Genomic DNA, 25,530 nt, shown 5'->3' with positions numbered 1-25,530 from the left:
ACCATCACCCAGGTCGGTGCCGACGTGCGCATCGACTACGGCGCGGGCGACCAGATCCTGCTGATCACCGAAACTGCCGCAAACCTGACCGCGGGGGATTTCATTTTTTAGCCCTTCCTCTCGCTTGTGTGAACAATTCCCTGACTCGGGCCAGCGTCAGGTGTACATTGGATGCATTACTTCAACCGGCCAAGCCCGCCTCGAATCCGAGAAGGGGAACGCGAAGCCGGAAGAACCCAGACCTTTTTGTTTTTTTGCGCCCCGGGAGGCGACACATTTCAATCGCTCCCGGGCAGCCCGGCGGGTTGGGGCAGTTTCACCCGCATTTTGAGTACCACATTGCTCAGGAGGAAAGACAATGCCTTTCGTAACAATTCCAAGCCAATTCGTGACATACACGATGCCGGGGGCCGTGGGCTCGGGTACGAGCTACTACCTGCCCTACAACCACAATGTCGAGGTCGCGACCGGCAACGGGCTGACGCACGGCTATACGCCCCAAACCTCGCATATGAACGTGAACGTGCAGGGAACCGTGGTCGCCGAGAACACCGGTGTCTTCATCAACAGGCTCGGCTCGGTTGACCTTTCGGTTGGTACGCGGGCCCTGGTGCACAGCGTCGAGGCCGATGCCGTCAACATTGCCGGTGGCCAGGGAACCTTTGACTTCAACAACCTCGGTGCGATCGAGGGCGCGGGCAACGGCGTGAACGTGTTCAAGGCCCAAATAGACTTTTCGAACCTTGGCACGATTACCGGCCTGAATAACAGCGGTGTCGTCCTTGCCACCGCGGATAGCGACGGCTCGGTAAACCATATCAATGCCGTCAACCATGGCACGATCAACGGGCACCAAAACGGCATGCGCATCAACAACGCGGATGACGAGGGCCAGAGTTTCGTCACCAATACCGGAACGATTTCGGGCGGCAACTGGAGCCCTTACTATTCGGGCATCCATGTCGTTCAGGCTGGCGACGCCTACATCATGAACTCCGGTAACGTATCGGGCTTCAACGGGATCCTGCGCGAATACCCGTGGTTCAACACGACATCCGACCTGCCCTACCAGCTCAACGTCATGAACTCGGGCACCATCAGCGCGCATATGCTTCAGGACGGGATCGGCGTGGGTCTTGACCCTGCCGGGAACCCGACCGAACCGCCTGACACACTTCCGGGATACGAAGAGGAATATGTCGATGGCACCAAGGTTGCGCTCGAACTCGTTAACACCGGCCTGATCGTCGGACGTGTCGTCGGCGCCGACGCCGAGGACTCGGTTACCAATGCCGGTATCATCAACGGCGATATCGAACTGCATGATGCCAACGATGTCTTCGACGGTCTCGGCGGCCAGGTGATCGGCGATGTCCTTGGTGGCGACGGTGACGACCTGTACCGCATCGACGACGCGACAACTTCGCTGATCGAGTATGACGGAGAAGGCACCGATACGGTCGAGGCCGCTGTCTCGTACGAACTGGGCGATTGGTTCGAAGAGCTGACCCTGCTCGGTGGCGACGATATTAACGGGGACGGCAACGACCTGTCGAACCGGCTGCGCGGCAACATGGGCTCCAACCGCATGGATGGCGGCGGCGAGACCGACTACATGTACGGCCGCGGCGGCTCGGACACGATGCTGGGCGGCGATGGCGATGACTTCATCAGCGGCAACTCCGGCTGGGACATCATCCGCGGCGAGGCGGGCAACGACACCCTGCTCGGCGGCGCGGGCCGCGACGTTCTCGACGGCGGCGAGGGACAGGACCGGGCCTCCTACTACAACGCCCAGCTGACCGGCGTCTTCGCAAGCCTTCAGAACCCGGCCAACAACACCGGAATAGCCTATGGCGACAGCTACATCTCGATCGAGGATCTCTACGGGTCGACCTTCGACGACTCGCTTTACGGGGATGACAACGACAACGAGATCATCGGCGATTTCGGCAATGACGTGCTCTGGGGCTGGGACGGCGACGACTCGATCAACGGCATGTGGGACAACGACACCATCGCCGGGAACAAGGGCGACGACACGCTGCGCGGCGGGCTCGGCGCCGACGTGTTCCAGTTCTGGTCGGGCAACGGCAACGACACGATCCTCGACTACAATGACGGTGTCGACAAGATCCAGTTCGTGACCGGAGCCGCCAACTACGCCGCGCTGACCATCACCCAGGTCGGTGCCGACGTGCGCATCGACTACGGCGCGGGCGACCAGATCCTGCTGATCACCGAAACCGCCGCAAACCTGACCGCGGGGGATTTCATTTTTTGAGGACTATTGCGCCGACGCGTAGCAACCTACCGGTGCCCATTGTGCGCCAACAACAGACGGCTTGGTCAAGCGCGCCAAACCGGCCCCGCATGACGACGAAAGGCGCAAAAGCGCTTTACGAAGGATCGTATCAATTGGGAGGAAGTCACCATGACGTTTTCTATCACTGGATATACCACGACGGCCCAAACCCTGACAGATGGCCAGAGAGGCTTCGTCGGACGGGACGGAACGATCCTGACATCCGGGGCTAATGCGATCACGTCCAGCGGATCCGTCGACATGACCATCCTTGGGACGGTCCTTGCAAGAGGCGTCGGTTTTCATGCCGTGGAACACACATCTGGCCATGGAATAGGCATCGATATCGGCCCGGACGCTTACATCGGTTCCGAGGACAGTGAAGGCATTTCTGTCAGTGCCGAAAATTTCATCTCCATCCATAATGCGGGGCATGTGCGCGCCGATTACGCCTTCATGGATCTCTCACATTCCGATGGAGGTGTATCCATCAACGTCACCAATACAGGGGTGATGGAAGGGAACGGCCTATTTGCCAATTCCGGCAACAGTACAGTCCGCATCGAGAATTCCGGTGTCATCAACGGCGGCAGTTCGGCGGTGTATACTGGTGAAGTCGATCAGACGGGAGGCACTATTCTTTATAACAGTGGTGAGATCCTGAGTTCCGACCGGTCGTTCATGGGGTCGCGCGCCGCAGACGCAGTCTACAATATCGGGATGTTGTTCGGGCATGTGCAACTGAGCTGGGGTGACGATCTGTTTGACGGGCGCGGCGGAACGGTGCACGGCGAAGTGCGTGGCAGCCTGGGCGATGACCGCTTTGTTGTGGATGACCCTACGCTCGTACTTGTCGAATTGGTAGACGAAGGAACAGATACGGTCGAAGCGGCAGTGTCTTGGGACTTGGCCGACAACCTCGAGGAACTGACCCTTCTGGGCGCGGACGATCTCACGGGGGTGGGCAACGACCTGTCGAACCGGTTGCGTGGGAATGGCGGCGCCAACGTGCTCGATGGCGAGGGAGGCGGCGATTACATTTTCGGTCGCGGTGGATCGGACACGATCCTTGGCGGCGATGGCGACGATTACCTCAGCGCCAATTCAGGTTGGGACCGCGTCTATGCCGAGGCGGGCAATGATACGATCCTGGGCGGCGCGGGCCGCGACGTTCTCGACGGCGGCGAGGGACAGGACCGGGCCTCCTACTACAACGCCCAGCTGACCGGCGTCTTCGCAAGCCTTCAGAACCCGGCCAACAACACCGGCATCGCCTATGGCGACAGCTACATCTCGATCGAGGATCTCTACGGGTCGACCTTCGACGACTCGCTTTACGGGGATGACAACGACAACGAGATTATCGGCGATTTCGGCAATGACGTGCTCTGGGGCTGGGACGGCGACGACTCGATCAACGGCATGTGGGACAACGACACCATCGCCGGGAACAAGGGCGACGACACGCTGCGCGGCGGGCTCGGCGCCGACGTGTTCCAGTTCTGGTCGGGCAACGGCAACGACACGATCCTCGACTACAATGACGGTGTCGACAAGATCCAGTTCTTGACCGGGGCCGCCAACTACGCCGCGCTGACCATCACCCAGGTCGGTGCCGACGTGCGCATCGACTACGGCGCGGGCGACCAGATCCTGCTGATCACCGAAACTGCCGCAAACCTGACCGCGGGGGATTTCATCTTCTGACTACGTGACACGTTCAGCGTCTTTGCCACCGCATGACTTGCACCTTGCTCGGTCAACACTCGGCACCTTTGCCGAACTTGTGAACGAGGAAATCGATGAGCGCCCGGACATTGGGCGGAGTGAAGCGGCCAGGCGGATAAACGGCAAATACACTCTGCGATTCAACCGGAAGGATTGGCATGACGTCCACCACCAGCCCCTGCTTCATGGCATTGGCATAGAGAAAGCTCGGCAAGTATGCGATACCAAGCCCGGCTATCGCGGCCCGCAGCAGCGATTGCCCGTCATTGACGCTCAGCCAACCGGGAACGCGTACCTCACGCGTTTGACCGCTGGAAATCGGGATCTTCCAAACGCAGGACATCCCCCGGTTCGAGTAGTTCAGTAGCTTGTGATCGTTGAGGTCTCCTATCCTTTGCGGGTAGCCATGGCGTTCAAGATAGGAAGGCGCCGCGATCAGACGTTTCGAGAAGGTCGCAATCTTGCGGCCGCGTAACGTGCTGTCTTCCAGATCACCGCAGCGGATGGCCATATCGAACCCTTCCGAGATCAATTCCACGTGACGGTTCTTGAGCACCAGATCCGTCTGGATTTGTGGGAAAGCGTCGAGAAATTCGGGAAGGATCGGAACGACGCGGCTTACCCCGAAATCTGTGTCCACCGCGATACGCAATATGCCAGCAGGAGCGCTCTGCATTGCCGAGACCATTGCATCGGCATCACCGGCGTCGTTCAATACCCTTCTGGCGCGCTCATAATAGGCCATGCCAATCTCGGTCGGTGATACCTTGCGCGTGGTACGGTTCAGCAACCGCGCCCCGAGCCGCGCTTCGAGATTGGCCACGTGCTTTGAAACATATGACTTAGACACACCCAACTTTTTCGCCGCGTCAGTAAACCCGCCATGGTCTACCACGCTTGCGACGGATTCCATTTCAGTGAAACGGTCCATTTTCTCCTCCCAAAGCGCGCAAGCCGGGATCCTTTCAAAGGCCAAGCAAGCCTTACCCGTTCCCTGCGATTTCATTGAAAGCCGAAACACCATCACGCCTGCGGGCTGGCCGCAGACCGAACCTCGGATAATGACCGGGCCTTGGTGCTCATCGCTCGCACCTTACGTAATCAGTCCAAGACAAGTTGCTTGACATACGGCATCAAACTCTTTGCAGTTCTTTTCATGTCGATATCGCCCTTCGATCAGCCGCCTGAGCACAGCGCGATTTGGGGAAAGCTGCTGCTGGAAGAGCTGAAAGCGCGCGGCTTCACAGAAGCGCAAGTGGTAGGCAACACCGGGATTGACCTGCGAAGACTTGCAGGTGATGACCCAAGGCTATTATTCCAAGACCTGGTGTTGTTGTTTGAAAGGGCCGCCGACCTTGTCGGAGATGACCTGTTTGGCTTCAGGTGTGGCACCCAACGGGAGTCGCGTCGCGCAGGTCTCATCGCATATGTCGGCCTTTCAGCTCCGACAATCTCGGATTTTCTTGTCAATCTCGGCCGGTATCAGAGGATAATCGGCGATGCTCTGGAAATCGACACCACGAGGCTGCACTCGGACGGTATCTGGGAATGGTACTACAATGTGCCGCATTCCGTTCACAGACGGCAATACATCGAGTTTCAGGTGGCTGGGACCGTGCGTTCGCTTAGAAACTGGACCAACCGCAAGATCCGCCCGGAAAGGATCGAGCTTAGACACATTCGGTCCAGAAACACTGCGGATATGGAACGCTATCTCGGCTGCGAGATCGTCTTCGGCTCCGACAGTAACCGGGTGAAGATCAGCAAGCCTGATCTGACTGTTCCGTTGATCACGGCCGATGACGAACTTCATAAAGTCTTGCGTCGTTGCTGCGAACATGCCCTGCAAGAGGCATCACGCTATAACCGATCCTTGCCAGTGGATGTCGAGAACGAGATCGCCCGAAGGCTGTCATCGGGAATGGCAACCCAGAAAGAGGTCGCTCAAGCCCTTGGCATGAGCGTGAGCACGCTCTCTCGACGCCTCGGCGAGTACGGCACCAGTTTTTCCGAAATAGCACTTAACTACAAAAGGAGCATGGCGAAACGCCTGCTGAAAGAAGGTGCCATGCAACTGACCGAGGTAGCGTTCCTGATGGGCTACCAAGATTCAAGCGCGTTCACCCGCGCATTCAGAAATTGGACTGGAGATCCGCCAAGCCGGTACAGGGCCAAACACTGAGAGATAGAGAGCGTCGGCACGAAAATGGTCATACGCCTTTGTGAGGACCGGTTTTCTAACCGAACCAATCATAACACTGCATCGCGACAGACCCAGTATCACATGGCAATTGGAGAGACCGCCTGACCTACTTGGCGCGGCGGTCTCCCGACGGAGTTAGCCATACACCAGCCTGGGCAGCCACGTGATGATCTGTGGAAAGAGCATGCACAGGACCAACCCGAACACCTGTAGGGCAAGAAACGGCAAGGCGGACTTGAAGATGTCAGTCATCGGGATCGAGTCCGGAGCCACACCGCGGAGGTAGAACAGTGCATATCCGAATGGAGGCGACAGGAAGCTCATCTGCATGTTCACCAGGTAGAGCACACCGAACCACAGCACGAGATCCTCAGGGTTGGAGAGCCCGAACGCAGCCGCACCCAAAGCCTTTATGATCGGCACGAAAATCGGAACGCAGAGCAACAGGATACCGACCCAATCCAGAAACATCCCGAGAACCACAAGCAGGATCTGCATGAGGATCAGAATGCCCCAAGGTCCGAGGCCCGTTGACGCCAGAGCATCCTGTACGAACTGTTGGCCGCCCTCGAGAACGTAAAGGCCGACGAAAATGGTGGCACCGAACATTATCCAGATGACCATTGCCGAAGCCTTTAGCGTCGTGGTGCAGGCCTCGCGAATAGTAGGCCAATCCAGTTTTCGGTGGATGGCGGCAACGACGAAAGCTCCGAATGTACCGATTCCGGCAGCTTCCACCGGCGTCGCGACCCCCGAGAAGATGATACCCAGCACCACCACGACAAGCGTGATTGGCGCGGCCATCTTGCCCACCAAGCGAACCTTTTCCGCGTTCGAGACACGCTCTTCCATCGGGATCGCGGGCCCCAGTACGGGATTGATGTAGCAGCGGGCGGAAACATAAAGAATGTACATGCCGGAAAGCAGAAGGCCGGGGAAAACCGCCCCGATGAACAACTCACCGACCGATTGCTCGGCGACGACCGCGTAAATGATTGCCAGGATCGAAGGGGGAATCAAGATACCCAGCGTACCGCCTGCCATGATCGAACCCATGGCGATCTTGGGGTCATAGTGGCGCTTGAGCATCGCGGGCAACGCGATGATCCCCATGGTGACGACTGCCGCGCCGATCACGCCGACCATGGCGGCAAGGATCGTCGATGCGATGATCGTGGCCGAGGCCAAGCCACCTTTGACACCCCCCAGAACCTTGTAGATCACATCGAACATGTCGTTGATGATGCCGGCCCGCTCCAGCATAGCCGCCATGAATATGAAAAGCGGAATTGCCGAAAGCTGATAGTTGGTCATCAAAGGGAAAATACGGCTGGGGACGATGTTCAGCGCTCGGGCATCCCCCAAAAGGAACAGGAAAACGCAAGCAAGCCCTCCCGTGACGAAGGCCAGTGGAAGGCCCGCCATTAGCAGGACCAGAAGTGAACCGAACATGATGAGCGAGAGAAGCTCGATTCCGATGTCAATACCCATGCTCAGTTCCCCCGCGCGATTTCACGGATGTCTTTGGACAGTTTCGAAATGCCCTGAAGGATCAGTAGCAGAGCCCCCATGACCATCACCCACTTCATTGGCCACAACGGGACCTCCCATTCGTTGAAGCTGATTTCACCCCAACGGATGTTTGGATCTGACCATTGGTCGAGACCAAAGCCGGCAATCATTTCACCAAGCGAAACCTGACCGCGCGCCCAGTCGGAGACGATCGAGTTGCCAGACGGAACGGCGATCGCGTCCATGGCAAAAATCCATGAGGTCACAAGCAAGGTACCTGCGAAGATGAAGAAAAAGATCGACGTCAGCAGGTCGACCCAAGCCTTCTTTGGTTTGGAAAGCGGCGCGTAGAAGATATCGACCCGAACGTGGCTTTCCGTCAGCATGGCGTAAGCGCCGGCGATCAGGTACTGCATACCGAACATCAGATACATCGCTTCATGCGCCCAGTTCGTAGGCGAACCGAACACGTAGCGTGCGATCACCTCGTAGTAATAGACGAAGACGGCGATGACGGCCCAATAGGCTACGAACTCGCCGCAAAACAGAGACAGCCGGTCAATCCAGTTCTGGGCGTATTCCGAGTCATGTTTCGGCCCTTCTTCCGCCTCGGCGGCAGCCAGCGCCTTTTCTGCCTCGGAAATCTCTTCGTGAGCAGGCAGGCTTTCGTTCGCGCGTCTCACCAACCCCGGCAGCAGGATGAAGTCTATCAACAGAAGCGCAAGAATGAGGTAGAAGGCATATCCTGCAGCATTGTCCCAGAAAGCGCGCGCATCCGCGGCTTCGTCCCGCAGCGGGGTGAATTCTTCCAGATCGGATCGCGCCTCTTCCAGACGTGCGGCGCCCTTCTCGATCGTTTCTTCGGCGCGCTTCAGCCGGCGTTCCGCGCTTTTCTTCGCAAAAGACCCCTCTTCCGCTTCGGTCACCGCGGCTTGCAGCTCCGACAACTCCGAGCGCGCCTCTTCGACCCGATCCTCTTCGCGTTCGAGCACACGTTCCGCAACGCGTAACTGGTTGGCGTAGTTCGAAAGAACGGTTCGAGCGTCCTGCGTTTGCCCGTTCGCATAGAGAACGAACAGGAAGACCGGAATGAAAACGAAGCCCAAAAGGCTTTTAACATAGAACCGGTGAAGCCCGATAATGCCGCCGGTCACTGTAATCATGTAGGCCAATGGCAGGGTATAGCGTTTTTCTTGCGGCTGCGGACGACGGGACAGAACCATCGCCACTATGGGAAACACGATCAATCCCACCCAGTACAGCCAATGCGGCAGCGTAAAGCTGAGTCCCGGCATACCGGCCCTCTTCGATTTGTTATTATGGGATAGGCCGCCCGGCGGCGCGTCGCACCGGGCGGCCAATTTTTAGCTGTCAGAGCTTCAGTTCGAGATCCTGCGTCAGGGATGGATCAACATAACCCAAAGATCCCGACATCATGTAGTCGAGCTGAATCTTGAACACACGTGCAGCCTGCGGATCACGATTTGCGTAATCGAACCAGATCGGCACCGCGACCTCGGTCATCAATTCCACGTCGTCCTGCGTCAGGCGGGTCACCTCGGTGCCGTCTTCCTCGAACTTGGTCCATGCCTCTTGGTCGGCCGCCTGAATGGCGGCGTGGTGCATGTCGGAGTAGACGTGGGTTTCCATTTCGACGAACTGCTTCATCTGCGGCGACAGCGCATCCCATGCGGCCTGGCCGACGGTGATGTCCATGATGTCGACAGGCTGGTAAAGCGACATGAAACCCGGCGGCCCCATAACGATGTAGTCTGTCACTTGGCTGAAACCGAGCGCATAGTTCACGGCCGGTCCCACATAGTCGGCCACGTCGATGGTGCCCTTCTCGAGCGCCGGGAAGATCTCGGACCCCGGAAGAACCGTGGTTTCGGCCCCGATAGCCGTAAAGATTTCGGCGACCATACCACCCGGCAATCGCATCTTGCGGCCGGCAAAGTCATCGATCGACCGGATCGGCACCTTGGAATGGATGATGTTCGGACCGTGATGGACCGGACCGACGAAATGCAGCCCCTGGGCAGCATAGAGTTCGCGCGCGATATCGATACCGCCAAGCCCGTAGTAGAACACGTCGAATTCGTGCGGGTTACGCAGGCCCAGCGGAATCGAAGTTAGGAACGTCGCCGCCGGAATGATGCCTTGCGCGTAGATTGTGAACGGGTTCACCGCTTCCAGCACACCGTTTTTCACAGCGTCGTAAAGCTGGAAATCGCCGACGACGTCATTGGCACCAAAGGGTTGGAACGCGAGTTCTCCTCCGGTCTTTTCTTCGATCGTGGCACACCAGTCCTTGAAAATCTGGAGGCCAGCGCCGCCGGGCCAGCTTGTCTGAATTTTCCATGTGGTCGTCTGACCCTGCGCCGACGCGATATGAGGCGCTGCGAGTGTGGCAGCACCTGCACCGGCAAACGTCCGCAGCGCACCGCGGCGCGTGGTGATCTTCTTGATCATGTTTCTCCTCCCAATTTTGACCCGTGATGCAGCGGAACGAGTGGCTCCGGTCGCACAGGCCAACGTTACGTTAGCGTGACGCGACGGAATTGGTAACATTTTTTTGCCGATTTCGTGGATTAGTCCGCTATGGGTATCTTGGCGGATGGGTCCAAGCGCCCTATTTTCATCTGAACCGCGCTCTGCTGGCACCTAGTTTTTTAATATTTTTCAATAAATTAAGACAAGATGTGTCGGTTGGTGCTATTCCTCGTCTGCCATGAACTCCTCCGAACGCGCCATGGCATCAAGGATCAGCCGAGGCTGAGGATTCCTTGAACGCAGCCTCCCACGCGTACCTGGTTCGGCACCTTCTTGAGCGTGGTGGCACTGGATCCGTATTGCACTACCGACCTACTCGGAACGGCTTGGCTTGCCGATTGCACCCTACGCGCTGCAAGAACCTACTCGACAATGCAACGGTCCTTACCTTTTGCCGCAAAATAACCAAGGCAAGCATCAACAAAATGTCGAACAATGCGCCTGGGCCGAGACCGATCGTAGGCTATGGCCAGTGTCAAAGGCGGGAGCGGATCGCGAATTGGTAGGCTGACCAAGGCCTTGCCACTATAGGACGTGGCCGTCAAAGGTCGCATATTCAGCACCGCACAACCGTGCCCGGCACTGACAAGGCTGCGGACCATCTCGGTCGAGTTGGCATAGGCCGCCACCCTGATCTCATTAGTTACCCCTTCGAACAATCTATGGTAGTAAGACGATACGACCGGCCGGTCGAGGACAACCAGTGGCTCTTTCGCAATTTCGGCCATACTCACGCTGGCACGGCGGGCCAACGGATGCGACGCGGGCAAGAGACAATATGCCGGTGCCTTGATCAAAACGTCGAATTCGATGGCAGCCTGAGCACCCTCGCTTGCGAACAGAATGACATCGTACGCCCCTTTGAGAAGCCCATCCTGCGCGGCATCGTTGTCGCATTCCTCGAGATGAAGCAGAGCATCGTTCTCTGGTGGAAGAAAGCTTGAAAAAATTTCGGGCAAAAAAGCGGGCGCGACAGGAGCATAGTATCCGACCCGCAATTCGCCACCCAAAGCCTGTTTCAGGTCCGCTCCTTCCGACAGGATCGACTGATAGTCTTCGAGAAGGCGCTCGAATTTTCGGGTGATCTGTCGCCCGCTTGCGTTGGCTTCGATCCCGCGAGAGCGTTGCCGGGTGACAAGTGTGAGGTCGAGTGTTTGCTCTACTTGGTCGATCGCTGCCGAAACCGCCGAGGCTGCAATGTTCAGTTCCTCGGCAGCCTGCGAAATGCTCCCACGATTTACTGCAGTACAGAAATACCGCATCGATTTGAGTGAGATCGCCATTCTAAATCTGTTTTTCCGACGTAACTCATCTATTCATTCTGTTTGTTGTAGGAAGGCACTTGTGTCAACCTCTGCTCAACGATCTGGAGCACAGCGATATGTCTGACGAGCAACTCAGAGGATGGAACTACCTGCCTGAAGTCCCATTGAAGACCTCGCCCTTTTTCATATGGCCACTCAACCCGGTCGAGATGGTCAAATGGGTATGGAATTCGTGGTTTCTGATCACCGAAAAGCTGATCATCCTTGGTATCTCTGTGGTGTGCTATGTCTGGTTCCAGCCATCGCTCGAAACTGTCCAGGAGTTTGAGATCGGCTGGATCGCACAAATGTATGTGCGCAATGTCATGCTTACGCTTCTGGTCGCTGGCTCACTGCACCTGTGGTTTTACACCTACTCCGCACAGGGCCAGAAGATGAAGTTCGATCCACGCCCCCTGATGGTAAACGGAAAGCAATTCACCTTGGGTGGCCAGGTTCGCGACAACATGTTCTGGACCTTGGGAACTGGTGTCGTCATCTGGACAGCGTTCGAAGTGGTGATGTTCTGGGCTCTGTCCAACGGCTACATTCGGCTGGTCACGTTTGACGACACCCCAGTATGGTTCGTTGCCGTCTTTTTCCTGATCCCGATCTGGGAGAGTTTCTACTTCTACATCATACACCGCGCTCTCCATTTCCCGTACCTCTACAAGCACGTGCATTCGCTCCATCACCGAAACATCAATGTCGGACCGTGGTCGGGAATGTCCATGCATCCGGTTGAGCAGTTCATCTTTCTGGGATCGGTTTTCGTGCACGTTTTCATCGGTGCGCACCCACTCCACATCCTCTTCCACCTGCAGTACTATTTCCTGACGGCCATCACGACCCATACCGGGTTCCAGGGCCTGTTGATCAATGACAGGAACCGCCTCGCTCTCGGTACATTCCATCACCAGATGCATCACCGGTATTTCGAGTGCAATTACGGCAGCCTCGAGATTCCTTGGGACAAATGGTTCGGGTCTTTTCACGATGGAACTGTCGCTGCGAACACCAAGATGCAAGCCCGACGCCAGAGGTTGATGGGGCGGTGACGATCAGCTTCCGCTAGTCAATTCAGCCACCGAAAAGGGTGCCGCACGCATCCGAATGCCTAGAGGGCCATCGCCAGCAATTCTGGGAAGCATTCGAGCTAGCACGAATGGATAACCCATTGGGCGACGCGGACGGGGTGAAGCTTTGGGTTGAAGAATCCCAGAAATTACTCTATTCTGGTTGCCATGGGGCTTCGACGTCTGACAGAGGCTGCTTCCGCCCACAACGCGGAATCGACGTGAAGTAATTTAACGTTGCGCCGGTTCGGGAATGCTGTGCATCGGTAGGGCAGATTGGCCTGACCATGCCAGAACAAGATCAATTGTGCAGGCTTGGCATCGAAGAATGTCCGCAGCGACGCTGTTGAAGCCCGTTTTTCAATGCGAGGGTCCAAAAGGGCTGTGCCTCGTCAATCCATTTGAAATCGTCAGCAAAAGGAAATTGATATGGCCGATGACGACGATACCCGAGAACCGGACGCAGTCTCAGGGACCAACTCGGCCCAGGCCGGGCAAAGCCAGAAGCAGGATTCCACGCCGGCCTTGGCTGCGGAATTCGTTCCTCCCGATTACGAAGCGATGAACGCCCGCATATCTGAGACCCGCAAGCAAGCTGGCCCGCCCCTGCCGGAAGGTGAGGCCAGTCCCGCTGCTTTAGAGCGCGCTGACGAAGAAGAGGAGATTGGACCAACGGATCCTTCCTAAGGTTTGATGCCACGAATTTTGGCACGGATGGAAACCATTGATTTTCAAGGAGTTTGGTGATGCCGAAAGATATTCTCATTTCCGCGAACCTGCCGTTGAACGACGCCGCGACCTCGGGTGCCACATCTCAAGTCGGAGAACCGTCGGTCGCGACCAACGGCACACGGCTTTTCGTAACCGGGAATTGGTATGCCAGCCGTTCGACCGATAGCGGCGCCAATTGGACTTACGTTAATCCATACACGACAACCCCTTCGGCGGCCGGTGGGTTCTGTTGCGATCAACTGACGCTGTTCGACGCCCGGAGAGACATCTGGATTTGGATAAAGCAGTACGTGAAAACGGCAACGGGCACGAACGTGTTCCGCATCGTGATATCGCGCGACGCAGATTTTGCGACCGGTGGTTGGTACTGGTGGGACATCGCGCCAACAACACTGGACACGACTTGGGACGATGTCTGGTTCGACTATCCCGACGCCGCGCTTTCAGCAGACCATCTTTACGTCACTTTCAACGTTTTCAACAATTCGGACCAGTGGCAGCGTGCGGTGGTCATGCGCTTCCCACTCGACACGTTAGAGACCGGTGGAAATCTTGGTTTTGGATGGTGGGACACGACAAACAACGGCTCCTTGCGGCTGACCCAACACGCGGTTCCGTCTGGAGAGATGTATTTTGCCAGCCACAATTCGACTTCCCAGATCAGGCTGTTTTCGTGGCCGGACAGTGGCAACTCTATCAGTCAGTGGGACATCGACGTCGACAACTGGTCCGGAAACATCTCCTCGACCGCTCCGAATGGCGTGAACTGGCTGGCTCGGTGTGATCCACGGATCACCGCCGGAAGCATGGGCGGCGGTCAAATCTCTTTTGCCTGGACGGCCGGGAGCGGCGGCAATCGACCGAACGCGTATTGCAAGGTGGTCCGCATTCGCGAGAGCGACAAATCGGTCATCAACCAGCCGGACATCTGGTCGAATGATGGTGCATGGGCCTACCCGGCTGTATGCTACAACAGTGTCAACTCTCTTGGTTTCGCAGCGTATTTCGGCGGAGGAACCCGCAATCCCGGGCATGTCGTCGGCGTTTACGATGACGGGAACAACAGTTGGCCCAACCGCTATTCTAGGCTTGGATCGAACGCGCCGAACGCGGGACGCTGGGGCGACTACATAAACTGTCGCGCTGATGTGCCGAATACGACTTCTTGGGTCGCCTCAGGTTTGACGCAAGAAGGCGGCGAAACCGGTGCCGACGTGTTGCCGAGGGCGGTGCGCTATTCTGCCGTGGATACCCTCCCGGTCAATCGTGTTGTCGACAATTTCGGCTACAACGCAGGGGGATGGCGCGTGAACATGCATCCCCGGATGATGGCTGACACCACCGGGGACGGTCGCGCCGATATCGTCGGGTTCGGCAATGCGGGCGTCTATGTCTCGCGTGCGCAGCCAGGCGGCAGCTTTGCTGCACCGGTACGGGTGGTTGACAATTTCGGCTACAATGCAGGCGGCTGGCGTGTGGAACGCCATCCTAGGGTCATGGCAGATACCAGCGGTGACGGGCGCGCCGATATCGTTGGCTTCGGTAATGCCGGCGTCTATGTTGCGCGCGCGCAGGCGACAGGTAGCTTTGCTCCGCCCTCACTCGAAGTGGCCAATTTCGGCCACGATGCTGGCGGGTGGCGAGTGGACCGGCACCCGCGGATAATGGCCGACACGACAGGCGACGGTCGAGCCGATATCGTCGGGTTTGGCAATGCAGGTGTTTATGTCGCGCGCGCCGACGCGACAGGCAACTACGGCCCGGTGCACCGCGTCGTTGACAATTTTGGCTACAATGCTGGAGGCTGGCGGGTCGACAGGCATCCGCGCATGATGGCCGACACGACTGGCGACGGTCGGGCCGACATCGTCGGGTTCGGCAATGCCGGGGTCTATGTGTCACGCGCGCAGGCTGATGGCAGCTTTGCCGCACCTGTAAGGGTGGTCGATAATTTCGGCTACGTCGCCGGAGGCTGGCGTACAAACCTGCATCCCAGGATGATGGCTGATGTTACTGGTGATGGTCGGGCCGACATCATCGGTTTTGGGAATGCAGGCGTTTACGTCTCGCTTGCCAATCCCGATGGTTCATATGCGACACCACAGCTCGCAGTCACGAATTTCGGCTACAGTGCAGGCGGTTGGCGCGCAAACATGCATCCGCGTTTCATGGCCGACACGACCGGCGACGGCTGTGCCGACATCGTCGGCTTTGGAAACGCCGGAGTTTATGTGGCGACATCGAATGGAGACGGCACCTTCAACCCACCAAAGCGGATCGTCGACAACTTTGGCTATGACGCTGGCGGCTGGCGCGTAAACATGCACCCGAGGATGATGGCGGACGTCACCGGTGATGGCCGAGCCGATATCGTTGGCTTCGGTAATGCCGGGGTTTATGTCGGCATCATTATCTGACGCTCCCGCTTGTTGAAACACGCAAATGAGAACGCTCCAGTCATGGTGCGTTCTCTGGAGAGAGCAGTGCTTTGATGCATCGAACCAGCGTTCTTTCCGCGTTTGCCGCCTTGTTCCTCGCGGATTTTGCAGTGCGTACGGCATACATGGCGGGCAAATCGCCGGTATTGCCTGTCTTCGCAGATCAACTGGGCGCCAATGAAGTTATTCTGGGGGCCATCGTTTCTGTTTCGACACTTACGGGCATGTTGTCAAAACCGGTTTTTGGCATGCTTTCGGATCGTTACGGACGCTGGATATGGCTGATGCTCGGAACGGCGTTGTTTGCCTTTACACCACTGCTGTATTCCGGCGTCACAACGACCGAAGACCTTGTAGCACTGCGCCTGCTGCACGGCCTTGCCACCGCAATTTACGGTCCGGTTACGCTGGCATTCATCGCCGATCTGGACGCGGGCCCCAAGGCCGAATTGTTCGGCTGGTTCGGACTTTCGCGCACTGGCGGATACATACTCGGCCCACTAATTGGTGGCCTTCTATTGAGTTACGTATCCGCGCCACAAGTTTATGCCTGCACAAGCCTGATTGCTGTATTGGCATACATTCCGGTTCTTTCATTGCGAACGGGACCAAGAAACGCGGCAAAGAAGCATTCCGCAACGTACCAAATTTCCGAGCTGCCATCGTTACTGACACGCAATCGTCCCTTGCTGGGCTTCGGATTGGTCGAGATGTCATCCCGAGTCGGGCTCTACGCTGTCAAAACCTTCCTGCCACTGATGATCCTTGCGCAAGGAGGAACGCCGCTTTCCGCTGGCGTCTTTCTGTCGGTTCAGGAGATGGCTATGGCAGCCACCCGCCCCCTCGCCGGACGCCTGGCCGACCGCTTGCGCGCTCCCGAAAAGGTGGCCATGGCAGGTCTTGCACTGATGGCCGCGGCACTGGTGATGGTTCCGTCGGCGAAATCCGCTGACTTGCTGATGCTGGTCGCAATCTCGATAGGCATTGGGAACGGTGCCTATCATCCAGCAGCGATGGCCATGATCGCGCGCGCGGCTGGGACCGACGCGACCGGCTTCGCCTTTGGCATCGTTGGCGGTATGCGCAACATGGGCAAGCTGCTGGGGCCAATCATCGGAGGAGCGTTGTTGTTCACGCTGCCCCATGAATACGCGTTCACCGTCCTGGCGCTCACGACGCTGGGTGCGATGGCACCGATCATGCATCAGAGGTCATTGATCAAGAACAACCAGTTTGGCTGAACCGTGAACATCCCTTATCGAACCAAGCTCTACGCCCTACCACTGAACCGGCCATCGGACCGGCAGTGTTTTCAAGTGGGCCATTCGACGCCATCAGTACATTTGAAGTGATCGGCCACCAGAGCTAGGGTCGACCGGACAACCTTCCGCCCACGGGAGAAAGCCATGACCGCTGGAATATCCGCAACCGGGAGCGAGTTCCAGGTAAACAGCCATGCAGACACGCGAAAGAAAGACGCGCAAATCGCAGCGATGTCAGAGGGTGGTTTCCTAATCACGTGGGACTCATGGGCTCAGGATGGATCCTCATACGGGATATTCGGCCAACGGTTCGACTCGAGCGGCACTGCGATTGGCGAGGAGTTCCGCATCAACGATTGGGCGACCAATTTCCAAGTGTACTCCGCATCTGCCTTACTGAGCGACGGTAGTCTTGTTGTCGCCTGGCATTCAGGCTTTCAAGACGGTGGCGGCATCGGCGTCTACGGGAAACGGTTTGGGCCGACCGGAGATCCGGTGGGCACCGAATTCCGCGTCAACATCGAGACAGAGTTCGACCAGTCTTTTCCAAAAGTTGCGCCGTTGAATGATGGCGGGTTTGTCGTAGTCTGGCAGTCTTGGCGACAAGACGGCAACGAAAGCGGCGTTTTTGCACGACGATATGCGTCTGATGGATCAGGAGTCGGCACCGAGTTCCGAGTAAACTCGACCACAATCGGGAACCAGGGGTCTCCGTCGCTCACGGCATTGAACGATGGCGGGTTTACCGTTGTGTGGCAATCGAGCTCTCAAAATAGCGCAACCCGAACACATGATGTCTACGGTCGACGTTTTGATGCCGCAGCAGAGGCGGTCGGCACGGAGTTTCGAATCAACACGTATCTGCGCGATGAACAGAAGAACCCGGTGATTGCTACGCTCGCCGGAGGCGGCATCGTGGCGGTGTGGGAGTCCGTTCGCGAAGACGGCGGGCCGTCCCAGGACGGAAGCGGGCACGGTTTGTATGGCCAGATGTTCGCGCCGGACGGCTCACCGATGGGGAGCGAGTTCCAGGTAAACGTCGAAACGGACGGCGATCAGCGCCAACCAGCCGTTATCGACACGCCGGACGGTGGGTTTGTCATTAGCTGGCACTCAAGCAGTGCAGATGGAACAGATATCGGAGTTTTCAGCCGCCGCTTTGACGCGAACGGCGAACCTCTCGGAGAGGATGTTCGGATAAGCGGTCAACACTCAGACGCTCACGACTGGCCGAGCGTTGCCCATCTCACGAATGGAGGGTTTGCAGCTACCTGGGCAGAGCAACAGGACGGAGCATGGAGTGTCAAAGCACGGATTTTCGCCGCCGAATATTGGGGTACGTCCGGCGATGATTCAATCTACGAGCCCGCTGGATTGAATTGGATCAACAGTCAGGCCGGCAACGATCTTGTTCGGGACGGCGCAGGCAATGATGTCGTTTTTGCCGGTCGGGGAAACGATACGATCGAAAGTGGCGCAGGCGACGATTTCGTTTGGGTGAACCAGGGTGACGACTTGTTTATCGACGCCTCCTCCGGGCCAGGCAATGATACCGTTATTGGAGGGTTTGGCCGCGACACGCTGCTGGGCGGTAATGGCAACGACATCCTACGAGGCCGCTGGGGAAAGGACTCTCTGGATGGCGGCGCCGGTAACGATACGCTTGACCCGGGCATAGGCGACGACATTGTCACCGGCGGAGAAGGATCAGATCTGTTCCGCTTTCGCGCGCGGTTCGATCTTGGCGATGATGTTATTCGTGATTTCGAAATGGGCGTGGACCGTTTCCGTTTCGACTGGTTGAGTTTTCAAGACATCACAGTCTCACAAGATGGAAGCGACACGGTTCTGAAATGGGCCACTGGCTCAGTCACGCTTCAGCAGGTCACCGCGACCGAGTTGAGTGAAAACGACTTTTCCTGCGTTTTCATCTGACCCGGGCCATGACCCCGACAGAACCGTCAATTGTGTCGCTTTTCTGAAAAAGGCGTCAGGCCTCGCGATGTACATGGACGGCACAAGCTGCGTGCCGAACGACGCGCGCAGCCGTTGAACCGATGAAGTAGTCACTCAGCCCCGGTCGATGGGAGCCCATCACGATACAATCCGCGCCCTGTTCTCGTGCGAAGTCCAAGATGCTTCGATAAACATGACCCTCGACAACAGTTCGTTTTATGCGCGCCTCCCCGACAAGCTTTTCCTGCATACGGCTTTTCGCCCGTTCGAACGCCTGTTTCGCGACCTCGCTCGACTGGGTGGCCTGCGCCAAACCATAAGCGGCCTCGACGACGTGAAGCGCATGAATTTCGCCGTTTCGAGCAAGCAATCCGCGCGCAATGCCCAACAAGCGCGGCGCCAACCCGTGGTCGAGGGCAAGAGTGACAAGTATTTTGCTGTACATTCGACCTCTCCATCTTTCTCGGAGTCAATCAGGACCAGGGTGTCAAAACGATCTTTGGGGCTGCGACACGATGATGACGCAGATCATCAAAAGCTCCAGCGCCATCTGACAGGCTTCGTGTTTCGAACCAGTCAAGCGGACCAAGACGCCCATCGAACATCGCTTCACAGGTGTTGCGAAAATCCTGAGCGGAATAGGTGTATGTACCGATGAACGTGATTTCCTGAAGCGTCATGCGACGGATATCCAAGCCACCGGTGTCTTCGCCCAAACCGATATGTACGACGACCCCACCAGGCGCCACCAACGCAGATGCTTTCGCCCTTGTTGCCGCATATCCCACGGCATCAACCACGATTGGCGCCTCATCAACAGCCTCGGCCGCGGCGCGTTCGTCGTACCTGCTCAGGAAGGCGCGCCGTTGCTCATTTGGCTCGACAATCGTGACATCAGTTAATCCTTGCGCCTTCAGGGCTAGCGAAGCGGCCAAACCTATTGCCCCGCCACCGAGAACAATCGCGCGGCGGTCTGCGTTCGTTGCCAGCGCCTCGAGTCCAAGGCGCACGGCGTGCCAACCTACCGCAAGCGGTTCTGCTAGGGCCGCTTTGCCAAATGACACATGATCGGGGACAACAACGAGGTTCGAGGCCGGGATGGTCACGAATTGAGCAAACGCGCCTTCGCGCGGCGGCATTGAAATGATCTCGCGATACTCGCAGATGTTTTCCCGCCCTGCCTTACAGGCCAAACAGGTTCGGCACGTGACCAAGGGATTGATCGTAACCCTCTTCCCCGAACGCGCTCCCCGAACAACGGTGCCCGCTGCTTCGTGGCCGAGGATCAACGGCGCCGGCCGCCTGACATCGTGACCAAGATACGCGTGCATGTCGGATCCGCAAATCCCAGCGGCATCTATCTGAACCAGTTCTTCGCCACTTTCCGGTTCAGGACCCGGCACATCCCGCAGCACAAGGGTGGCGGTACCTTCGTAAACGAGAGCTTTCATTTCGCGGTGAACCCTCCGTCTACCATCAACAATTGCCCCGTCACGTAGCGCGATGCCTCTGAGCATAAGAACAACAGCGGACCATCCAGATCTGGCAGTTCCCCGTTGCGTCCAACGCAGGTTTGCGCTGCGTTGCGATCAGCGCGTTGAGGATCGGCAAAGACGGGCTCGGTCAATTCCGTAGGGAAGAACCCCGGACCCACCGCATTGACATTGATGCCAAATCGCGACCACGCCTCCGCCATTGCGCGCGTCATCTGGACCAGACCAGCCTTGGTGGTCCCGTAAGCGATGCCACCAGGAAAAGCGCGGTCGCTTTGCAGCGATGCAAAATTCACCACGCGCCCCCAACCTTTTGCCTGCATTGAAGGGACCAGTGCCTGCGTCAAGAAAAAGGGAACGGAGAGGTTCAGGTCGATCGTCGCCTGCCACTTGTCCATTGTTACATCATCCGCATTCTGTCGCGGGTTGATGCCCGCGGCGTGGATGACAATGTCGGGGGCGCCATAAGGGGCGGATATCTCTGCGGCGAGAACCGCTGGATCGATGTCGATCAGATCGCATGCGATGGCTCTCGCCGTCGGTCCGATTTCAGAACTCCATTCCTGCAGTTGGGTCTCGCGGCGCGCTACGCCAACCACGCAAGCGCCGGCTGCCGCGAGAACAGTCGCCGCCCGTCGCCCGAGACCCGAGCTTGCGCCGGTGATGCAGGCTGTTTTGCCCGTAAGGTCGAATAACTGGTGAAGATCATCCATTTGCTGTCAGGTCGAACGTTTCGTCCGGAAAATACTTGGCCAATCGCACATCTGCCGCCCGTGCATGACCTTCCATTCCCTCAAGCCTCGAGATGCGCGCCGTCGCCTCGGCAACCGATTTGGACCCTTCGCGCGTCGCGCGCTGCCAAGTCACTATCTTCATGTACTTGTGTACGCTCAGACCGCCAGTATAGGTGGCGGCGCGTGACGTCGGCAGAACGTGATTAGTTCCGGATGCCTTGTCGCCGTAGGACACGGTCGTTTCTTCTCCAAGAAACAGTGAGCCGTAGCATGTTAGTCTATCGAGCCACCAGTCGAGGTCATCGGCCTGTACGGTCAGATGCTCTGGCGCATATTCGTCCGATGTAGCCGCCATTGCCTCTCGGTCCGAACAGATGATCACCTCGGCATAATCGCGCCACGCGGCGGCAGCGTTCTCCCGGTTCAATTCGGGCAAGTCATCGATCAACCTGGGCACGGTTTCCAATACCGTCTCTGCCAGCTTGCGATCATCGGTAACCAGCCAAACCGGCGAGTTGTACCCGTGTTCGGCTTGGCTCACCAAGTCAGTCGCCACGATGAACGGGTCCGCGTTCCGGTCTGCCAGTATCAGGCTGTCGGTTGGTCCGGCGATCATGTCGATGCCAACACGCCCGTACAGGCTGCGTTTGGCTTCTGCCACGAACTGGTTTCCCGGACCAACAAGAATGTTTGACCGCGGTTGATCCAGCAACCCGAATGCCATGGCGGCAATGGCTTGGACGCCGCCGATGGCCATGATCTTGTCTGCTCCGCTGATCTGAGCCGCGTATGCAATGGCGGGCGAGACCCCCTCGCCCGGTTGTGGCGGCGAACATACGGTAATGTGGCGGCAGCCCGCGACTTTAGCCGTTGTAACCGTCATGACGGCACTTGCGATATGGCGATATCTCCCAGCCGGAACATAGCATCCGGCAGCATCCACCGGGATCGCCTTTTGACCGGCAATCAGGCCCGGAACGATTTCATACTGAATGTCCGACACGGTGGCGCGCTGCTGTTCCGCAAACCGGCGCACGTTGTCATGCGCAAATTGAATATCGTCTTTCAACTTCTGCGGCACCTTGGCCGCCGCTTCGGCAAGATCATCGGGAGTGAGAAGGATATTCCCGTCATAATTGTCAAATTTCTTGGCATACTTGAGAACTGCCGCGTCTCCGTTCTCGGAAATGTCCGCGATGATGTTCGACACTGTTTCCCGGACTTCTCCAGCATCGGAAACCGATGTGAGCTTTGCTTTCTTCAAATATTCTCTTGGCATATCAGTATTTTCCAACTCCAAATTCAAGCTGATCGTCGGGTCCAGCGGATCGACGAGCAAACGGTCCCGGCAACTAGAACGACACCCAATCCTCCGGCAATCATCTCGACATCATCTGCAAACGCTTGCGCGCAGAGGGTAAATGACAAAGCAAACATCGAGGAAAAAGCGACGTGCTTGAGGCTGCATAAGTTTACCGGCGGGTTTCTGGCCACGTAGCAAACAGTCAACGAAGTTTCATTTGCCGCGCCTGTGAGGCTACCGACACGACTGCCCGAAAACTGCTGTGGTCGGTCCACTTTCTTGCAGCTCAACGCATTGGCATTCTCGATGACCCATCCAGCCCTATCGGACAGATCGAACCCGTTCGCGGTAATGCTCCAAAGCCATTTCAGGCAGGACAGCGCTCTGGTTTCCCCGTGCATCGGCTAGTTCCCCGACATGAAGGCGGGGAGCCAAAGGACGAGTTGCGGAAAGATGAACAACAGGATCAGGCCAAGCAACTGAACCAGCATGAATTGCATCATACCGAGGTAGATATCTCTTAGATCCCAGTTCGGAACGACGCCCTTCAGGAAATAGGCGGAGAGCGCAACCGGTGGCGACAACCACGCAGTTTGAAGGTTTACGGCAACAAGGATGCCGAACCAAACCATCAGGTCGTATCGCTCGAGGCCATACACCTCCAGTGTTTCGACGGTTGGCAGAAGGATAGGCACGACGATCAGCACGATGGGAACCCACTCTAGCGGCCATCCCAGCAGGAAGATCAACGCCATAACCATGATCAGGACGAGGTAGGGCGACATCTCAAGTCCCAAAAGCAGTTCTGTGAGCATCTTGGGTGTCCCGAGAGCGCTGAACTGAGCGCCAAAGAAATTCGAGGCAGCGACCAAGAACATGATCAGAACAGTGATCTCCAACGCTTTGATAAGGCTGTCGAAGAAGCTGGGGATTGTGAATTTGCGGTATCCTATCGACAAGAGGATCGCGCCGAATGCCCCCATTGCCGCCGCCTCTGCAGGCGTCGCCAGACCCAGCAGAATGGAACCTAAGGCAAAGGAGATGAGGATCGTGGGCGGCATGAGCCCCGCAAAGAACTCGTCCCAAAGCTGAGAAAAGTAAAAATTTTTATCCGCCTCGGCCCCGTAGATGGGTTTTGCCAGATACGCCAACAGCCCCGTGAATGCAGCGAAAACAATCGACCAGACGGGCAGGCTTCCGTCCTCGCCGATGTTTCCAAAAATCATGTAGACGTGAAACAGCAAGGCGACGGGAACCACGATCCGAAGCACATTCAACCTTCGGTAGGCCGCGTAGGCCACCGCCATGGTCAAAGCCAGGACAACAAGCCCGCCAAAGGGCATAAGACCCCCAAAAGCACCACCAAGACCAAGGCCGAAGACACGGCAAACCGTCAGGATGCCCAAGCAGATCAGTGCGACCTCTGCCCCATAATACTTCGACGTATCGGGTTGGTCCTCTTCCGGAAGAATTGGCCCCAAACTCGGATTCAGCCAGCAACGCCCCAGCGTGTAGAGCAGGTAAAGCGACGCCAGGAGCGCCCCCGGAATGAACGCCCCGCGAAAGAGGTCAAGCGTCGACACCTCCAATACAGGGCCCATCACGATCAACATGATCGACGGCGGTATCAGGATGCCAAGCGTCCCGCCCGCGGTGATGGTCCCGGCCGCAAGTTGCACGTTGTAACCTGATCGGCTCATCGTAGCACCGGCCATGATACCAAGCAGCGTCACGGAAGCTCCGACGATCCCCGTAGCTGCGGCAAAAATCGTCGAGACGAGCAACACGGCAATGAATAACGCCCCGCGTACCCGTGCCATGATCATCTGGATAGATGCAAACAGGCGCTCCATCAGGCCTGCAGCTTCCATCACGATCCCCATCAGGACGAACAACGGAACCGCCATGAGCTGATCGTTCAGCATTGTCGAGTTGGTGTTCAACGTCATCAACAGTGTGGTCAGTTTGAAATTGGCGCCCCAAATTCCGAAAACGAAAGCGAGGAAAATGAGCGTGAACGAGATCGGGAACCCGATGAAGATCACGAAAAGCATAGCGCCGAGCATGATCAAACCGATCGTAGGTCTGGATATCTCGGGACGGGCCGCCATCAGATCCGTAAACCACTGCCCGCCGGGAACAAGATCCGGCGTGAAAACTGCCAGCACCAGCCAGATCAACGCCACCAGGTAGAACGGCAACGCGCGCAGAAACCAACGCTCTCGTTCCTTGCCCATCTTGTGGAAGGCGCGAAAGATTTCGGGGATGCCTTGCAGCGTCAAAAGGAAACCGCCAACCGGCATGGCCGTCCGCGCAGGCCACAACAACGGTCCCCACGCGCTGTCGATCTGCATGGTTTCGCCTGTCGAGAAGGCAAGCCACCAGAACTGCGCCGACACGATGGTAAAGAAGATCATCGACGGCATGAAGAACAACAGATAGAGCGTCGCATCTACCGTTGCCTGCGTTTTGTCCGACCAGGAGCGGTAAAGGAAATCTGCCCGTATATGCACACCACGCATGAGGCCGTATCCGGCAGCTGCCATGAACAGTACACCAGCGAGCATACGGCTCGTGTCATAAACCCACAGCGTCGGACCGAGACCAAGCGACCGAGCCAAGTCTTCGAAACCCGCGTTCTGCAGTATTGTAAAGGAATTGCGGGATACCACCTCGAACACGACGACCGCGATCAATGGCACCATGAGAAGCGCAATGAGTTGGCCGGCACGATAATTGATGGTGTCGATGGCCGCCGTTATGGGCCGCTGCCATGGCGTCATGTCTTCAGGCGTTTCGCCAGGCGCTTCGGCGCGGCGCTCTGCGATCAACTCATCGGCGATCTCGAGATTGTCAGGATTGACTTCGTCGGCCATAGCAATGGTCCCCCTTGTTCACAAGCGGCCCTCGCGACGGGCGACTCATGAATGT

The 25,530-nt window shown here is 57.4% G+C and carries 19 protein-coding genes; 8 read left to right on the top strand and 11 right to left on the bottom strand.

The annotated features are described in order from the left end of the window. Positions 1-358: 358 nt before the first annotated feature. Together ACFORG_RS20705 and ACFORG_RS20700 are read left to right on the top strand one after the other, a co-directional pair. Positions 359-2,284, top strand: a complete 1,926-nt coding sequence (locus ACFORG_RS20705) for a calcium-binding protein (RefSeq protein ID WP_386737478.1) — start codon at positions 359-361, stop codon at positions 2,282-2,284. Positions 2,285-2,434: 150 nt separating this feature from the next. Beyond that, positions 2,435-4,012 carry a calcium-binding protein gene (locus ACFORG_RS20700; RefSeq protein ID WP_386737477.1) on the top strand — a complete coding sequence of 526 codons (1,578 nt, stop codon included), beginning with the start codon at positions 2,435-2,437 and terminating at the stop codon, positions 4,010-4,012. 52 nt (positions 4,013-4,064) lie between these two features. Here the strand turns inward: ACFORG_RS20700 and ACFORG_RS20695 are convergent, their stop codons facing one another. Further along, a complete protein-coding gene (locus tag ACFORG_RS20695) occupies positions 4,065-4,964 on the bottom strand; it encodes a LysR family transcriptional regulator (RefSeq protein ID WP_386737475.1) in 900 nt (299 codons plus the stop codon). A gap of 189 nt (positions 4,965-5,153) precedes the next feature. On the opposite strand from ACFORG_RS20695, the gene ACFORG_RS20690 reads away from it, so the two are divergent. Further along, a complete protein-coding gene (locus tag ACFORG_RS20690; RefSeq protein ID WP_386737474.1) occupies positions 5,154-6,215 on the top strand; it encodes an AraC family transcriptional regulator in 1,062 nt (353 codons plus the stop codon). 156 nt (positions 6,216-6,371) lie between these two features. Here the strand turns inward: ACFORG_RS20690 and ACFORG_RS20685 are convergent, their stop codons facing one another. The 4 genes from ACFORG_RS20685 to ACFORG_RS20670 all read right to left on the bottom strand — a co-directional run bounded on the left by ACFORG_RS20685 (position 6,372) and on the right by ACFORG_RS20670 (position 11,584). Continuing rightward, complete coding sequence (locus tag ACFORG_RS20685; RefSeq protein ID WP_386737473.1) at positions 6,372-7,727, bottom strand: TRAP transporter large permease; 1,356 nt, start codon at positions 7,725-7,727, stop codon at positions 6,372-6,374. 2 nt (positions 7,728-7,729) lie between these two features. Then, positions 7,730-9,043 (bottom strand): TRAP transporter small permease subunit, encoded by a 1,314-nt coding sequence (locus ACFORG_RS20680; protein ID WP_386737472.1) that lies wholly within the window; start codon positions 9,041-9,043, stop codon positions 7,730-7,732. A gap of 76 nt (positions 9,044-9,119) precedes the next feature. Continuing rightward, positions 9,120-10,220: a TRAP transporter substrate-binding protein DctP gene (gene dctP, locus ACFORG_RS20675; protein WP_386737471.1), complete on the bottom strand. Its 1,101-nt coding sequence runs from the start codon at positions 10,218-10,220 to the stop codon at positions 9,120-9,122. 443 nt (positions 10,221-10,663) lie between these two features. Beyond that, positions 10,664-11,584 (bottom strand): LysR family transcriptional regulator, encoded by a 921-nt coding sequence (locus tag ACFORG_RS20670; protein WP_386737470.1) that lies wholly within the window; start codon positions 11,582-11,584, stop codon positions 10,664-10,666. Positions 11,585-11,682: 98 nt separating this feature from the next. On the opposite strand from ACFORG_RS20670, the gene ACFORG_RS20665 reads away from it, so the two are divergent. From ACFORG_RS20665 to ACFORG_RS20645, 5 genes are all read left to right on the top strand, one after another. Next, on the top strand, positions 11,683-12,663 hold the full coding sequence (locus tag ACFORG_RS20665; protein WP_386737469.1) for a sterol desaturase family protein: 981 nt from the start codon (positions 11,683-11,685) through the stop codon (positions 12,661-12,663). 447 nt (positions 12,664-13,110) lie between these two features. Then, a complete protein-coding gene (locus ACFORG_RS20660; protein ID WP_386737467.1) occupies positions 13,111-13,368 on the top strand; it encodes a hypothetical protein in 258 nt (85 codons plus the stop codon). A gap of 59 nt (positions 13,369-13,427) precedes the next feature. Next, the gene (locus tag ACFORG_RS20655; protein WP_386737466.1) at positions 13,428-15,830 is read left to right on the top strand and encodes an FG-GAP repeat domain-containing protein; all 2,403 of its coding nucleotides are present in this window, start codon (positions 13,428-13,430) and stop codon (positions 15,828-15,830) included. Positions 15,831-15,904: 74 nt separating this feature from the next. Beyond that, positions 15,905-17,092 carry an MFS transporter gene (locus ACFORG_RS20650; protein ID WP_386737465.1) on the top strand — a complete coding sequence of 396 codons (1,188 nt, stop codon included), beginning with the start codon at positions 15,905-15,907 and terminating at the stop codon, positions 17,090-17,092. 165 nt (positions 17,093-17,257) lie between these two features. Next, positions 17,258-19,048, top strand: a complete 1,791-nt coding sequence (locus tag ACFORG_RS20645) for a calcium-binding protein (protein WP_386737464.1) — start codon at positions 17,258-17,260, stop codon at positions 19,046-19,048. Positions 19,049-19,103: 55 nt separating this feature from the next. Here the strand turns inward: ACFORG_RS20645 and ACFORG_RS20640 are convergent, their stop codons facing one another. The 6 genes from ACFORG_RS20640 to ACFORG_RS20615 are packed head-to-tail and all read right to left on the bottom strand — an operon-like array spanning position 19,104 to position 25,475. Then, positions 19,104-19,514 (bottom strand): universal stress protein, encoded by a 411-nt coding sequence (locus ACFORG_RS20640; RefSeq protein WP_386737463.1) that lies wholly within the window; start codon positions 19,512-19,514, stop codon positions 19,104-19,106. Positions 19,515-19,542: 28 nt separating this feature from the next. Next, complete coding sequence (locus tag ACFORG_RS20635) at positions 19,543-20,520, bottom strand: zinc-dependent alcohol dehydrogenase (RefSeq protein ID WP_386737462.1); 978 nt, start codon at positions 20,518-20,520, stop codon at positions 19,543-19,545. Then, positions 20,517-21,275, bottom strand: a complete 759-nt coding sequence (locus tag ACFORG_RS20630) for an SDR family NAD(P)-dependent oxidoreductase (RefSeq protein ID WP_386737461.1) — start codon at positions 21,273-21,275, stop codon at positions 20,517-20,519. The genes ACFORG_RS20635 and ACFORG_RS20630 overlap by 4 nt, the downstream gene beginning before the upstream one ends. Next, complete coding sequence (gene hisD, locus ACFORG_RS20625; protein ID WP_386737460.1) at positions 21,268-22,575, bottom strand: histidinol dehydrogenase; 1,308 nt, start codon at positions 22,573-22,575, stop codon at positions 21,268-21,270. Before hisD ends, ACFORG_RS20630 begins: the two co-directional genes overlap by 8 nt. Before the next feature lie 23 nt (positions 22,576-22,598). Further along, the gene (locus tag ACFORG_RS20620; protein WP_386737459.1) at positions 22,599-23,000 is read right to left on the bottom strand and encodes a hypothetical protein; all 402 of its coding nucleotides are present in this window, start codon (positions 22,998-23,000) and stop codon (positions 22,599-22,601) included. Between the two features lie 3 nt (positions 23,001-23,003). Continuing rightward, on the bottom strand, positions 23,004-25,475 hold the full coding sequence (locus tag ACFORG_RS20615; protein ID WP_386737458.1) for a TRAP transporter large permease subunit: 2,472 nt from the start codon (positions 25,473-25,475) through the stop codon (positions 23,004-23,006). Positions 25,476-25,530 lie beyond the last annotated feature (55 nt).

This window comes from Lutimaribacter marinistellae, assembly GCF_042648365.1.
Taxonomy (GTDB): domain Bacteria; phylum Pseudomonadota; class Alphaproteobacteria; order Rhodobacterales; family Rhodobacteraceae; genus Lutimaribacter_A; species Lutimaribacter_A marinistellae.
The sequence above is the reverse complement of the archived record's forward strand: the minus strand, read 5'-3'. Positions and strand labels throughout refer to the sequence as shown.

Bases quoted from the DNA above. Each gene is read 5' to 3' on its own strand.
- ACFORG_RS20705 (WP_386737478.1), top strand. From the start codon at position 359: ATGCCTTTCGTAACAATTCCAAGCCAATTCGTGACATACACGATGCCG.
- ACFORG_RS20700 (WP_386737477.1), top strand. From the start codon at position 2,435: ATGACGTTTTCTATCACTGGATATACCACGACGGCCCAAACCCTGACA.
- ACFORG_RS20695 (WP_386737475.1), bottom strand. From the start codon at position 4,964: ATGGACCGTTTCACTGAAATGGAATCCGTCGCAAGCGTGGTAGACCAT.
- ACFORG_RS20685 (WP_386737473.1), bottom strand. From the start codon at position 7,727: ATGGGTATTGACATCGGAATCGAGCTTCTCTCGCTCATCATGTTCGGT.
- ACFORG_RS20680 (WP_386737472.1), bottom strand. From the start codon at position 9,043: ATGCCGGGACTCAGCTTTACGCTGCCGCATTGGCTGTACTGGGTGGGA.
- dctP (WP_386737471.1), bottom strand. From the start codon at position 10,220: ATGATCAAGAAGATCACCACGCGCCGCGGTGCGCTGCGGACGTTTGCC.
- ACFORG_RS20670 (WP_386737470.1), bottom strand. From the start codon at position 11,584: ATGGCGATCTCACTCAAATCGATGCGGTATTTCTGTACTGCAGTAAAT.
- ACFORG_RS20665 (WP_386737469.1), top strand. From the start codon at position 11,683: ATGTCTGACGAGCAACTCAGAGGATGGAACTACCTGCCTGAAGTCCCA.
- ACFORG_RS20660 (WP_386737467.1), top strand. From the start codon at position 13,111: ATGGCCGATGACGACGATACCCGAGAACCGGACGCAGTCTCAGGGACC.
- ACFORG_RS20655 (WP_386737466.1), top strand. From the start codon at position 13,428: ATGCCGAAAGATATTCTCATTTCCGCGAACCTGCCGTTGAACGACGCC.
- ACFORG_RS20650 (WP_386737465.1), top strand. From the start codon at position 15,905: ATGCATCGAACCAGCGTTCTTTCCGCGTTTGCCGCCTTGTTCCTCGCG.
- ACFORG_RS20645 (WP_386737464.1), top strand. From the start codon at position 17,258: ATGACCGCTGGAATATCCGCAACCGGGAGCGAGTTCCAGGTAAACAGC.
- ACFORG_RS20640 (WP_386737463.1), bottom strand. From the start codon at position 19,514: ATGTACAGCAAAATACTTGTCACTCTTGCCCTCGACCACGGGTTGGCG.
- ACFORG_RS20635 (WP_386737462.1), bottom strand. From the start codon at position 20,520: ATGAAAGCTCTCGTTTACGAAGGTACCGCCACCCTTGTGCTGCGGGAT.
- ACFORG_RS20630 (WP_386737461.1), bottom strand. From the start codon at position 21,275: ATGGATGATCTTCACCAGTTATTCGACCTTACGGGCAAAACAGCCTGC.
- hisD (WP_386737460.1), bottom strand. From the start codon at position 22,575: ATGCCAAGAGAATATTTGAAGAAAGCAAAGCTCACATCGGTTTCCGAT.
- ACFORG_RS20620 (WP_386737459.1), bottom strand. From the start codon at position 23,000: ATGCACGGGGAAACCAGAGCGCTGTCCTGCCTGAAATGGCTTTGGAGC.
- ACFORG_RS20615 (WP_386737458.1), bottom strand. From the start codon at position 25,475: ATGGCCGACGAAGTCAATCCTGACAATCTCGAGATCGCCGATGAGTTG.